Origin of the sequence: Streptomyces yangpuensis, from assembly GCF_001005295.1 — a bacterium.
GTDB lineage: Bacteria > Actinomycetota > Actinomycetes > Streptomycetales > Streptomycetaceae > Streptomyces > Streptomyces yangpuensis.
In genome coordinates this window covers 897,869-910,196 of the sequence record NZ_LBMK01000003.1, presented here as the reverse complement: position 1 = coordinate 910,196, position 12,328 = coordinate 897,869, and the positions used below count along the sequence as shown (strand labels likewise).

The following is a 12,328-nucleotide window of genomic DNA, read 5'->3' as shown; positions in this document are numbered from 1 at the left end:
GGGCGCGGCCTCGCCCTGGTGCGGTGGGCGGCCTTGAACGCGACAGCCCCGGGGATTTCAGCCGACGGGCGCGCCCTGGCCGGCCAGCAGCCGGCCTTCGGCGTAGGCGAACGCGGCGGCGGGCAGGGCCGCCACCCGGCCGCTGTGCAGGACGGTCAGGCCGCCGGTGCGCGGCAGCCCCGGCTCGGGGGTGACGCCGATACGGCGCAGCGCCTGGACGGCGACCGGCTCGGCGGAGCCGTGGAAGACCAGCTCAGCCCTCCCGGTCCGCGCGGCGAGGGCGGCCCGGATGGGGCCCTCGGTCAGCTCGTAGTGGGTGCACCCGAGCACGACGTCGGTGACGTCGGCCGGGGTCAGCGCGGCGGCCGCGGCCACGGCCGCGGTCACGGCGGCGTCGTCGGCGGCCTCCACGGCGTCGGCGAGCCCCGGGCAGGGCACCTCGGTGACCCGGGCGCCGGTGGCGAAGTCGCGGATGAGCCCGCGCTGGTAGGGGCTGCCGGTGGTGGCGGGGGTGGCCCAGATGGCCACCCGGCCGCCGGCCGCGGCGGCCGGCTTGATCGCGGGCACGGTCCCGATGACCGGGATGGCCGGCTCCAGCTCGGCCCGCAGGGCGTTCAGGGCGTGCACGCTGGCGGTGTTGCAGGCCACGATCAGCGCGTCGGGACGGAGCTCGGCGGCGGCCCGGGCCACGGCCAGGGCCCGCCCGGCGAGGTCCTCGGGGGTCCGCGGGCCCCAGGGCATCCCGTCGGGGTCGGAGGAGACGACCAGATCCGCGTCCGGCCGCAGCCGCCGCACCGCTGCGGCTGCCGCGAGGAGGCCGATTCCGGAGTCCATGAGCGCGATCTTCACCCGCCCACCTTAGTCGACCCCACCCCGCCCGACCCCACGCACTCGCACACCCGCCCCGGTCCCCACCCCCACCTGCCCCCCTGCGGCCCGCCCCGCCAGGGACCACAAGGGCCCCGCCCCGGCCGCCCTCCGACCCCCCTCCGGCCCGCCCCCACCACGCCCTCCGGCGGCCCGGCCGGCGCTGTCCGGGTTCGGCCGCCTCCCCGCAAGGGGCGCCGCACCAGGGTGTGTGGGTGCGCGACAGGGGCGCGGGGGCGCGGGACACTGCCGCCATGGGCCTTCCCACCGTCGCCACCCTCGCCGTCGCCGCGTCCTGGGCCTCACTCGCCGCATGGCTCTGGCTCACCTTCGCCCAGGGCATGTTCTGGCGCACCGACATCCGGCTCCCGCCGCGCACCGCCCCCGCCCGCTGGCCGTCCGTCGCAATCGTCGTCCCCGCCCGGGACGAGGCCGGGGTGCTGCCCCTGAGCCTGCCCTCGCTCATCGCGCAGGACTATCCCGGCGAGGCCGAGGTGATCCTCGTCGACGACGGCAGCACGGACGGCACCGGCCGCCTCGCGCTGCGGATCGCCGCCGAACAGCCCGGCCTCCCGCTGACCGTCGTCTCGCCCGGCGACCCCGCCCCCGGCTGGACCGGCAAGCTCTGGGCGCTGCGCCACGGCATCGCGCTCGCCCGCACCGCGCGCCCCACCGAGCCAGATTTCCTCCTGCTCACCGACGCCGACATCGCACACGAACCCGACAGTCTGCGCGAACTGGTCTCGGCCGCGACCTCTGCCGACCTCGACCTCGTCTCGCAGATGGCCCGCCTGCGCGTCGCCGGCGCCTGGGAGCGGCTCGTCGTACCGGCCTTCGTGTACTTCTTCGCCCAGCTCTACCCCTTCCGGTGGATCAACCGGCCTGGCGCCCGCACGGCCGCGGCCGCGGGCGGCTGCGTACTGCTGCGCACCGGCGCCGCCGTCCGCGCCGGGATCCCCGACCGGATCCGGCAGGCCGTCATCGACGACGTCTCCCTGGCCCGCGCGGTCCAGGACTCCGGCGGCCGTATCTGGCTGGGGCTCGCCGAGCGGGTGGACAGCATCCGCCCCTACCCGGCCCTCGCGGACCTGTGGCGGATGGTCTCGCGCAGCGCCTACGCGCAGCTGCGCCACCAGCCCCTGCTGCTGGCCGGGACGGTCGCCGGGCTGACGCTCGTCTACCTGGTGCCCCCGGCCGCCCTCCTGGCGGGCCTGGCCGCCGGACACCCCGCGGTCGCCTGGGCCGGCGGCCTCGCCTGGCTGCTCATGGCCGGCACCTACCTGCCGATGCTGCGCTACTACCGCCGGTCCCCGGCACTCGCGCCGGTGCTTCCGCTCACCGCGCTGCTGTACCTCCTGATGACCGTCGACTCGGCCGTCCAGCACTACCGCGGGCGCGGCGCCGCGTGGAAGGGCCGCACCTATGCCCGGCCGAGCGACGCCTGAACCGGCGGACCACCCGTCCGGACCCGCGTCATCCGAGGTCATCGCATTGTGACGCTGCGTCAGTAAGAAGTCGGTGCAACGCACAACCGGTGGGTACGAGTTGGAGCAAGGCGGGACGGAAGTGACCAAATCGTGCACGTGAACGCCAAGTGAAAGGTGTGGCCCTGACCTGCGAATATGCAGGTCAGGGCGGTATTGACGGCGCCTCGCTATGGACCCGGTGAATTCGTGGGCTTAACTTATGTCTCATGACCTCCCCCCGCTCCACTTATGGCGGCGGTTACTACTCCGCGCCCTCCTTCCCGGACACCCCCATCTACGACTCCCTCGTCGCAGAACGGGGCACTCCGCAGATCGCTCCGATCCGCGTACCGGCCGCCTACGAGTCCCCGAGCGCGGGTTATTCGAGCGGCGGGTACCTGCCGGCCCTCCCCTCGGCCCTGCCCGCACTGCCGCCTGCCGCCCCGCAGCCGCAGGCCCCGGCGTACGGGTATCCGTACCAGCAGCAGGCCGCTCCGCAGCCGATGCCGCTGCAGAACGCGCCCGCCCCCTACATTCCGCAGCAGCAGCCGGTCGCGGCCCGCGCCGGGTACGTGCCGCAGCCCCAGCCGCAGCAGCCCCGCCCGGCGGCCATGGCCACCGGCTACGAGGCGATGCGGCCGGCCGCGCCGCGCCCCATGCAGGTGCCGGCTCCGGTCGCGGGCGTCTCGTACGAGGACCCCTACGGCCGCTCCTACCAGGGACGCGGCTACTGACGGGGCCCCTCGCGCGCGCCGGAACGGCGGGGCGGGCTGGCACTATGCCCCCATGTCGAAGTTGCACGTTCAGGCGCTCCACGTCCACCCCGTCAAGTCGCTGGCGGGGACCGCTCCCGATGCGGTGGCCGTGGAGCCCTGGGGTCTGTCCGGGGACCGCCGCTGGGCCCTGATCGACCCGGAAGGCACGGTTCTCACCCAACGCCGCCATCCCCGGCTGGCCTTGGCCTCGGCGCGCCCGCTGGGCGGCGACCGGATCGCGGTGACCGCTCCCGGCCTGGCGGAGCTGGTCGTGGAGGTGCCGGAGCCGGGTCCGCTGGAGCCGGTCTCCCTGTTCGGGAAGAAGGTCGAGACCGTGGTCGCGGCGAGGGCCGCGGCCGAATGGTTCAGCGCGTTCCTCGGGGTTCCGGTCCGGCTGGTGCATCTGGACGACCCGGCCGTACGGCGTCCGGTGGATCCGGACTACGCACTGCCGGGCGAGACGGTGAGCCTGGCCGACGGCTATCCGCTGCTGCTGACCACGCTCGCCTCGCTCGACGCCCTCAACGCGCTGATCGCGCGGGGGGACCATCCCGAGGAGGGGCCGCTGCCCATGGACCGCTTCCGGCCGAACGTGGTGGTGGCGGGGGCCGAGGCCTGGGCGGAGGACGGCTGGCAGCGCGTCACGATCGGTGACACGCTCTTCCGCGGGGCGCGCGAATGCGGCCGGTGCGTCATCACCACCACCGACCAGCGGACGGCCGAGCGGGGCAGGGAGCCGCTGAAGACCCTGGCCCGGCACCGCCGGATCGGGAAGTCGCTGGCCTTCGGGCGGCTGCTGGTACCGCTCCGGCCGGGCACCCTGCACGTCGGCGACGAGGTCCGCGTGCTCGCCTGACGGGCCGCCTGCGGGTGGCGGCCGGAGCACAGGAATGACACCTTCGAGGGGCTCTGGCCCCGAGCTGGAACCAACCGGCGTGACCAGGCCGTTGGAGCAGTCGGAACGGGAGACAGGCGGAGACTGGCGCAAGGAGGGGGAGCCGGACCGTGCGGACAGCCATGGGTGTGTGGCGCTGGCGGCACAATCCGCTGCGCCGGCCGACCGATCTCTTCGAGGCGTGGGTGGCCTTCGCCGCCCTGGTGTGCGTCGTGGTGGTCGCTCCGGCCGTGGGCTGGGTCGCGGGCCTGCGGGTGGACGGCACGCTCCAGCAGGCGGTGCACGCCCAGCGGCAGGAGCGTCATCTCGTGCCGGCCGTGGTGGTCCGCCCCGCCCCGGACACGGAGCCGTCCGAGGATCCTGCGGCGCAGCGGACGGCCCCGCGGCGTACGCAGATCGTCGCCTCGTGGACCGCGCCCGACGGCAGCAGCCACGAGGGCACGGTGCCGGCCGCGGAGGAACCGCCGCACCCCGGCGACCGGTTCCGGATATGGACCGACGCGCGGGGCCGGCTGGTGGGACGTCCGCTGGACCCGTCCGCCGCCGCGTTCCACGCGGGGGCGGCGGGCCTGGCGGCCGCTGCCGGGGTGGCCGTCCTGGCCGTGACGGTCCGCCGCCTGGTCGTACGCCGGCTCATGCATCGTCGGTACATACGGCTGGACCGGGCGTGGGCGGCCGCCGGGCCGGACTGGGGACGGGCGGGCGCCGGTGGCTGACCTGGCAGCCCTACTGCTCCGCGCGCGCTACGGTGGAGCGGCCGGACAGGTCGCTCCAGGGGCAGCAGTTGCCCGAGTGGCCTCGGACATCAGCGGCTCCGGCCGCATCGGCAGCATGAGCACGAGGGTGGGGGCACGACAGCACCATGGTTCAGGGCACGGTCCAGGTGACGCACGGCGGCTCTTCGCGGTGGCGGCGCCGCTCCGGTGAATATCCGACACTGACCGCTGCGCTCGCCGCCGCGGGCGACGGCGACGTGCTGTCCATCGCCCCGGGCACCTACCGGGAGAACCTGGTGCTGGAGCACGCCGTCACCCTGCGCGGGCCGGAGGACGGTTCGGGGTCGGTGCGGATCGCGCCTCTCGACGGCGTCGCGCTGACGCTGCGTGCCTCGGCCGTGGTGCAGGACCTGTACCTGGAGGGCCAGGACCGGGCGGCGCCGGCGCTGCTGGTGGAGGACGGCTCCCCCGAGCTCACCGACCTGCGCGTGAGCACCCACTCGGCGGCCGGTATCGAAGTGCGCGGCTCCGGGGCCCGGCCCCTGGTGCGCCGCTGCACCGTGGAGAATCCGGCCGGCGTCGGGATCGCCGTCCTGGACGGTGGTGGCGGGGTCTTCGAGGAGTGCGAGGTCGTCACCTCCGGACAGACCGGGTTCTCGGTCCGCGGCGGCGGCCGGCCCCGGCTGGAGCGCTCCCGCATCCATCACTCCACGGGTGCGGGCATCGCGGTGACCGGCGAGGGCTCGGGTCTGGAGGCCCTGGGCTGCGAGGTGTACGAGGTCCGGGGCACCGGCGTGCAGATCGCCGCGCGCGCCGCCGCCCGCCTCACCGACTGCGCGGTGCACCGCACCTCCGCGGACGGGGTCACGCTCGACACCGACGCCGTGCTCACCCTGACCGGGTGCGACATCCACGACATCCCGGAGAACGCGGTCGACCTCCGGTCCCGTTCGGTCCTCACCCTCGGCCGGACCACGGTGCGCCGCTTCGGGCGCAACGGCCTGTCGGTGTGGGACCCGGGCACCCGGGTGGACGCCGAGTCCTGCGAGATCCACGACAGCACCGGCGACTATCCGGCGGTGTGGGTCAGCGACGGGGCCACCGCCTCCCTGGCCTCGTGCCGGGTGCACGACGTGCCGGACGCGGTCTTCGTACTGGACCGGGGGTCGAGCGTCGACGTCACCGACAGCGACCTGTCGCAGGTCCGCAACACCGCGGTCTCGGTGAGCGACGGGGCCACGGCGCAACTCGACGACTGCCGCATCCGCGAGGCTGCCACGGGTGCCTGGTTCCGCGACCACGGCAGCGGCGGCGTCCTCGCCGGCTGCACCATCGACGCCGTGCAGACCGGTGTGATCGTCACCAAGGGCGCCGACCCGGCCCTGGAGCGCTGCACGGTCACCTCCCCCGCCGAGGCCGGTTTCTACGTGTCGGCGGGCGGCCGCGGCACTTTCACGGCCTGCCGGGTGACGGACAGTTCCGGTTTCGGATTCCACGTCCTCGACGGCTGCCGCACCACCCTGACGCGCTGCCACACCGAGCGCTGTTCCCGCGGTGGTTACGAGTTCGCCGAGGACGGTCCCGTCGCCGAGCAGTGCACGGGCGACGGGTCGGGCCTGCGGTCGGCGGCCCAGTCGGCCCCGGGCGGCAGCCTCACCGGCCCGCAGTCCGGGGTCCGTACGGTCGGTGCGGCGCGCGGCCCCGAGGCCCAGCCGGTCCCGGCGGGCCGGGTGTCCGTACCGCGGCCCGCGGATCCGGGAGCGGACGGGCCGTCGGCGGCGGTGGCCGGGCGGGCGCCGGGCGCCGTGCTGGGGCAGCTCGACTCGCTCGTCGGTCTGGACAGTGTCAAACGCGAGGTGCGTGCGCTCACCGACATGATCGAGGTGGGCCGCCGGCGGCAGCAGGCGGGCCTGAAGGCGGCCTCGGTGCGCCGGCACCTGGTCTTCACCGGTTCCCCCGGCACCGGGAAGACCACGGTCGCCCGGCTGTACGGGGAGATCCTCGCCTCCCTCGGGGTGCTGGAGCGCGGGCACCTGGTGGAGGTGTCGCGCGTGGACCTGGTGGGCGAGCACATCGGCTCCACCGCGATCCGTACGCAGGAGGCCTTCGAGCGGGCGCGCGGCGGGGTGCTGTTCATCGACGAGGCGTATGCGCTGGCCCCGGAGGACTCGGGCCGGGACTTCGGGCGTGAGGCGATCGACACCCTGGTGAAGCTGATGGAGGACCACCGGGACGCGGTGGTGGTGATCGTCGCCGGGTACACGGCGGAGATGGAACGCTTCCTGACCGTCAACCCAGGTGTGGCCTCGCGGTTCTCCCGGACCATCGCCTTCGGCGACTACGGCCCGGGGGAACTGCTGCGGATCGTGGAGCGGCAGGCGCAGGAGCACGAGTACCACCTCGGGGAGGGCACGAAGGAAGCCCTGCTGAGGTACTTCACGGAGCTGCCGAAGGGGCCTGCCTTCGGCAACGGCCGCACCGCGCGCCAGACCTTCGAGTCGATGGTCGAGCGGCACGCGGGGCGGGTGGCCCAGCTGTCCGAGCCGAGCACGGACGACCTCACCCTGCTGTTCCCGGAGGATCTGCCGACGCTGCCCACCCCTTGCTGATGCCGGGGCGCTGAGCCGGTACCTCGGCCCGTGCGGCCCGCTCCAGCCGGGCGAGCAGGGCGGCGCGTTCGGCGGCGAAGGCCGGGTCCGCCTGGTAGTCGGCGTGGCCGAGGATCGGCGCGGGCAGCGGATGGTGGGCGCTGCGCCCGTAGGCGAGCGGGTCGGCGAGCGGGCCGCGGTCCACCTCCGGCGACGCGGGGCCGGGGAGCGCGGGCCCGCCGATGGGGTCGGTGGCCCGCCAGAGGTTGCGCCAGCAGTCGATGTCGCGGTGCAGGGCGGCGAGGGGTCCGGGGCCGAAGTAGGCGGGGAACCAGCGGCCGTAGAGGCGGGCGAGCGGGGATCCGTACGTGAGCAGCGCGACGCGGCGGCGGACGGGCGGGGGCAGTTGCCAGACGGCCGCCGCGGCGAGCACGCTGCCCTGCGAGTGGCCGGAGATCACCAGCCGGCCGCCGGTACGGCCGGTCCAGCCGGCCATCCGCCAGGTCAGGTCGGGGACCGCCCGCTCGGCGTAGCAGGGCGGTGCGAAGGGATGGGCGGCACGTGGCCAGAAGGTGCCGACGTCCCACAGGATCCCTATGGTCCGCCGGGCGGCGGGGTCCCGGTAGGCGCGGCGGCCCCAGGCGACAAGGAGGGCGATACCGAGGCCGGTGAGCCAGGAACCGGCGTCCTGGGCGGTGCGGGCGGCGGCCTCCAGCAGCGGCGGGGCCGAGCGGGCGGCCTCGCCCGGGACCTGCCCGGTGTACCAGGCTCCGGCCAGGGCGCCGGCGCCGAGCAGCAGGGTGATCCCGGAGACGGCCGCGACGAACCAGGGCGCCGAGTCGGTGAGCGCGGCGGTCGTCCGAGCCCCGGCGATGCGGCGGCTGCGCGGCACGTCCGGGCTCTCCCCCGGGTACTCCGCCGCGACGGTCGCGGCGAGGCGGCGCCGGGTCCGGGCCGCGCGCGCCGCGAACCAGGCCGCGAGCAGCGCCAGTACGAGGAGCAGCGGGGGCAGCACGGAGGCCTGCCAGGACAGCAGGACGGGTGGCCCGGGCAGTGGTGCGCCCGCCATGCCGGGGGTGGCTCCTGCGTCCATCCAGTCGGCGACGCGCCGGGCAACACCGGCGGACATCACGCCGCCGAGGGCGCAGCCGAGCATGGCGACGGCGGGACCGCCGAGGCCGCGCAGGGCGGCCGCCGGATCGGGGGCCCGGCGGTGGAGATACCGGGCGACGGCGGCGAGGGCGAGCACGCAGAGACCCTGGCCGAGCATGATCACCCCAAAGGCGAAGTCCCCGGGGAGGCGTCCCGCGGAGGTCCAGCCGGGGCGTGAGAGGCAGGCGTGCACGAGGACGGCGGCGAGCAGGGCGAGGGCGGCGCCGGGCAGCAGGCTGACCACGGCCCGGTCGAGGCGGTGGTCGGGGCGGTCCTCGGTGCGGCCGCGGCGGCAGACGACCCAGGCCACGATGACGGCCCCGGCGGCGAGGAGGGCCTGGGTGATCCAGCCGGCGGTTTCGAGGCCGGGGGCGGTCGCCGCAGTCCGGCGGTCGTGGGCGGCGGTGGGCACGGAGACGGCCACACCGACGGTGAGCAGCCCGGCCGCGGTGTGCGCGGCCCGCAGCCGGGCCACGATGCGGCGCCCGTACCAGAATCCGGGGCGGCCGAGCGCGGGCGCCGGGTCGGAGGCGGTGTCCGGGTCGGCGGCTCCGGCGGGCGGCGGCTGGGATTCGTAGGCGGTCCAGGTCCGGTTCGACAGGAACCAGAGCAGCCCGGTCAGCGCGGTGGGGACCAGCGCGCCGAGGGTGAGGCGGCGCCCGGGCTGGGACCACCAGCCGCCGCCGTCGGGTGCGAGGAAACCGAGCCGGGAGCCGGCGGCGGTGCAGGTCGCGGAGCCCGCGCACTGCCAGGCGACGAGGTCGAGCGCGACCTCGCAGGCGGCCGCGATCAGCAGGACGGTCAGGCTGAGCGCGAGGATCCGTACGAGGACCCCGTACATGCGCACCGCGCGCGGGGCGGGGTCGGCGGCGAGTCCGGTGGGGGCGGCGGGCCGGGCCCAGTGGGCGAGGTTGGCCACCATGAAGGGCAGGAGCAGCAGCCACAGGGCGCGGGCCCCGTTGCCGGAGGTGAGCCGGGACCAGCAGTAGGCCTCGGGGACGGGCAGCCCCGCGTACCGCTCGGGGTGGGCTTCGGCGTCGGCGTCGTCGGTGCGGCGGAACACGGCCGCGGTGGAGTCGCCGGTGACGCGGACGGTGCGCGGGTCGCCGAGCAGTTCGGCCGGGGAGGCGCCGGCGACGCCGTGGACGAGGAGTTCGAGGGCGAGGGGCGGGTCGGGCTGGGGGCGGTCGGGCACGCAGGCCTCCGCTCGCGGGGGGGGGATCGGCGCGTCTCCAGCATCCCGCGCGGCTGGGGCGCTGCCCAGGCCCCGTACGGGGGAACCCGCCCGGGGGCGGGCGGCGTCCGGCGGGGAAATCACGGGCGGTTGCAGCGGACATCTCGGGGGCGCACGGCTATGGTGACCGCGCACGTCCCCCGGATCAGCCCTCAGGAGGTAACGCCATGGTTCGCCGACTCCGCCCGGTGGGGCTGGACTTCATCGATGTGGCGCCGGTCCGGCTGGTGTTCGCCGCCGATGCGGCGGCGCCGCCCGAGGCGGTGTACCAGGCGCTCGCCGAGGAAGTGGAAGGCTGGCCACGCTGGTTCAGGGCGGTGACACTGGCCCGCCCCACGTACGGCGGGGCGGGCCGTGAGATCGGGCTGCTGGGCGGGGTCCGCATGCAGGAGACGATCATGGCCGCGGATCCCGAACGGCGTTACGCGTACCGGGTCGACACGACCAACGCTCCCGGTGTCCGGGCCCTGCTGGAGGAGTGGAGGCTGACTCCGGCCGGCTCCGGTACGCACATCCGCTGGACCTTCGCCGCGGACGGGCCGGCCGCGTTCCGCCTGGTCCTGACCGCCGCCCGTCCGGGGCTGGGGCACTCCTTCCGCACGGCGGTCCGCACCCTGGACCAACGCCTCACCGCCCCGCGCGCGCCGGGCCGTTGACCGCGCCGGGGCGCGTCAGGTGGTGGGTTCGCGCCAGACGCCGGTCGTCATGAGCGTGTCGAGGGTCTTGGCGTACGGGGCGATGTCGAGCCCCTGCGCCGCCAGCCACTCGTCGGAGTAGTACTTGTCCAGGTAGCGGTCGCCCGGGTCGCACAGCAGGGTGACGACGCTGCCGGTGCGGCCCTCCGCCACCATCTCCGAGACGATCTTCAGGGCGCTCCACAGGCCGGTGCCGGTCGAGCCGCCCGCCTTGCGCCCTATGGCCGTCTCCAGCGCGCGGCAGGCGGCGACGCTCGCCGCGTCGGGGACCTTCATCATCCGGTCGATGGCGCCGGGTACGAAGCTCGGCTCCATCCGCGGGCGGCCGATGCCCTCGATGCGCGAGCCGCAATCGCTGCTCGCATTGGGGTCGTTGCGGGTCCAGCCCTCGAAGAAGCAGGAGTTCTCCGGGTCGGGGACGCAGATGCGGGTGTCGTGCTGCATGTAGTGCACGTAGCGCGCGATGGTCGCCGACGTGCCGCCGGTGCCGGCGGTCGCCACGATCCAGGCGGGCTCGGGGAAACGTTCCAGCTTGAGCTGCTGGTACATCGACTCCGCGATGTTGTTGTTCCCGCGCCAGTCGGTGGCCCGCTCCGCGTACGTGAACTGGTCCATGTAGTGCCCGCCGGTGCGGGCGGCGAGCTCCGCCGACGCCTCGTACATCTTCATCGGGTCGTCCACGAAGTGGCATTCGCCGCCGTGGAATTCGATGAGACGGCACTTCTCCGGGCTGGTCGTGCGCGGCATGACGGCGATGAACGGGACACCGATCAGCTTGGCGAAGTACGCCTCGGAGACGGCGGTCGAGCCGGACGAGGCCTCGATGACGGGGCGGCCCGGCCGGACCCAGCCGTTGCAGAGGGCGTAGAGGAACAGCGAGCGCGCGAGGCGGTGCTTGAGGGAGCCCGTCGGGTGCGTGGACTCGTCCTTGAGGTAGAGGTCGATGCCCCAGGCCTCGGGCAGCGGGAACTTCAGCAGGTGCGTGTCCGCCGAGCGGTTGGCGTCGGCCTGGACCTTGCGCACCGCCTCTTTCAGCCAGGCACGGTAGTCCGCGTCGCTGCGGTCGACATCGACGGTCGTGGCCGTCGTACCGGTGGTGGTTCCCGGGCCGGTGGTGCCGGTGGTGCCCGTAGTGCCGGTGGTGCTCATGCGGCGCGCTCCTTCATGGGTCTGCTTCGCCCCCTGCCTTTCGCAATGTACCTCTCTCACCTGCACAAACAGTCACTTTGGGTATCTATGCGGATCGCTTTCGATCGCGTTCGGTTGCACTGCGCGGCACCGTGGGTGACCCTGGTGGAGCATTACCGAGGGTGCAGCACCCGTAACACTCATGTCGGGGAGTCGCAGCCGTGATCAGTCATTCCCGCAGGCACTGCGTCGTCGAACTGCAGGCCTTGCCGTCGCGGATCGGCCAAATCCGCAGAATCCTCTCGGCCCAACTGCGCCACTGGCAGCTCGATCCGCTCATAGACCGGGCTGCGCTCGGCGTGACGGAGCTGCTCAGCAACGTCCACCGCCACGCGCAGCCGGACAAGACCTGCGTCGTCGAGATCGAGCTCCGGCTCGGACGGCTGACGGTCTCGGTCATCGACAGCGATCCGCGGCTCCCGGTCCTGCGCACGACGCAGGCGGGGCCACTGGAGACCTGCGGACGCGGGCTCGCCCTCGTGGAGGCGCTCAGCGAGGCCTGGGGAGTGCGCGAACGGCCCGACGGGCTGGGCAAGGTCGTCTGGTTCTCCCTGACGGCGGCGCCCACCCCGGTGGCTCCGACGCACCCGGTCTCGATCGCGGCCAGGCCCGTACGGGAACCCACGCGCACCGTGGTCGTGGCCGTCGACCCGGGCACCGTACCCGCGGCGCTGCCGGTGCCGGAGACCGTACCCGCGGCGCTGCCGGTGCCGGCCCCCTCCCCGGTGGCGGTCCGCCCGGGGTGACCGCAGTCCCGGGTGACCGCCGTCCC

General features: G+C 74.7%; 10 protein-coding genes. 7 read left to right on the top strand and 3 right to left on the bottom strand.

Features of this window, described 5'->3' with window-relative positions:
* Positions 1–57 precede the first annotated feature (57 nt).
* Entirely contained in the window at positions 58–849 is a 792-nt protein-coding gene (locus AAT21_RS19340) for a glutamate racemase (RefSeq protein ID WP_046778055.1), read from the bottom strand.
* 272 nt (positions 850–1,121) lie between these two features.
* Here AAT21_RS19340 and AAT21_RS19335 point away from each other — a divergent pair, with 272 nt between their 5' ends.
* The 5 genes from AAT21_RS19335 to AAT21_RS19315 all read left to right on the top strand — a co-directional run bounded on the left by AAT21_RS19335 (position 1,122) and on the right by AAT21_RS19315 (position 7,308).
* Positions 1,122–2,312 (top strand): glycosyltransferase, encoded by a 1,191-nt coding sequence (locus AAT21_RS19335; RefSeq protein ID WP_046778054.1) that lies wholly within the window; start codon positions 1,122–1,124, stop codon positions 2,310–2,312.
* 248 nt (positions 2,313–2,560) lie between these two features.
* Complete coding sequence (locus AAT21_RS19330; protein ID WP_046778053.1) at positions 2,561–3,067, top strand: DUF6643 family protein; 507 nt, start codon at positions 2,561–2,563, stop codon at positions 3,065–3,067.
* A gap of 52 nt (positions 3,068–3,119) precedes the next feature.
* Complete coding sequence (locus AAT21_RS19325; RefSeq protein WP_046778052.1) at positions 3,120–3,944, top strand: MOSC domain-containing protein; 825 nt, start codon at positions 3,120–3,122, stop codon at positions 3,942–3,944.
* Between the two features lie 149 nt (positions 3,945–4,093).
* Positions 4,094–4,699 carry an Rv1733c family protein gene (locus AAT21_RS19320; RefSeq protein ID WP_046778051.1) on the top strand — a complete coding sequence of 202 codons (606 nt, stop codon included), beginning with the start codon at positions 4,094–4,096 and terminating at the stop codon, positions 4,697–4,699.
* Positions 4,700–4,845: 146 nt separating this feature from the next.
* Positions 4,846–7,308, top strand: coding sequence for a right-handed parallel beta-helix repeat-containing protein (locus tag AAT21_RS19315; protein ID WP_046778050.1), 2,463 nt, complete (start codon positions 4,846–4,848; stop codon positions 7,306–7,308).
* On the opposite strand, the gene AAT21_RS19310 is transcribed toward AAT21_RS19315, so the two are convergent.
* Positions 7,259–9,634, bottom strand: a complete 2,376-nt coding sequence (locus tag AAT21_RS19310) for a hypothetical protein (RefSeq protein ID WP_046778049.1) — start codon at positions 9,632–9,634, stop codon at positions 7,259–7,261. The two genes, AAT21_RS19315 and AAT21_RS19310, sit on opposite strands and share 50 nt — an antisense overlap.
* Before the next feature lie 206 nt (positions 9,635–9,840).
* Here AAT21_RS19310 and AAT21_RS19305 point away from each other — a divergent pair, with 206 nt between their 5' ends.
* On the top strand, positions 9,841–10,329 hold the full coding sequence (locus AAT21_RS19305) for an SRPBCC family protein (protein ID WP_046778048.1): 489 nt from the start codon (positions 9,841–9,843) through the stop codon (positions 10,327–10,329).
* Positions 10,330–10,344: 15 nt separating this feature from the next.
* Here the strand turns inward: AAT21_RS19305 and AAT21_RS19300 are convergent, their stop codons facing one another.
* Positions 10,345–11,517 (bottom strand): PLP-dependent cysteine synthase family protein, encoded by a 1,173-nt coding sequence (locus tag AAT21_RS19300; protein ID WP_046778047.1) that lies wholly within the window; start codon positions 11,515–11,517, stop codon positions 10,345–10,347.
* Positions 11,518–11,717: 200 nt separating this feature from the next.
* Here AAT21_RS19300 and AAT21_RS19295 point away from each other — a divergent pair, with 200 nt between their 5' ends.
* A complete protein-coding gene (locus AAT21_RS19295) occupies positions 11,718–12,302 on the top strand; it encodes an ATP-binding protein (protein ID WP_052757878.1) in 585 nt (194 codons plus the stop codon).
* The last annotated feature ends 26 nt before the right edge of the window (positions 12,303–12,328 follow it).

Bases quoted from the DNA above. Each gene is read 5' to 3' on its own strand.
- AAT21_RS19335 (WP_046778054.1), top strand. From the start codon at position 1,122: ATGGGCCTTCCCACCGTCGCCACCCTCGCCGTCGCCGCGTCCTGGGCC.
- AAT21_RS19330 (WP_046778053.1), top strand. From the start codon at position 2,561: ATGACCTCCCCCCGCTCCACTTATGGCGGCGGTTACTACTCCGCGCCC.
- AAT21_RS19325 (WP_046778052.1), top strand. From the start codon at position 3,120: ATGTCGAAGTTGCACGTTCAGGCGCTCCACGTCCACCCCGTCAAGTCG.
- AAT21_RS19315 (WP_046778050.1), top strand. From the start codon at position 4,846: ATGGTTCAGGGCACGGTCCAGGTGACGCACGGCGGCTCTTCGCGGTGG.
- AAT21_RS19305 (WP_046778048.1), top strand. From the start codon at position 9,841: ATGGTTCGCCGACTCCGCCCGGTGGGGCTGGACTTCATCGATGTGGCG.
- AAT21_RS19300 (WP_046778047.1), bottom strand. From the start codon at position 11,517: ATGAGCACCACCGGCACTACGGGCACCACCGGCACCACCGGCCCGGGA.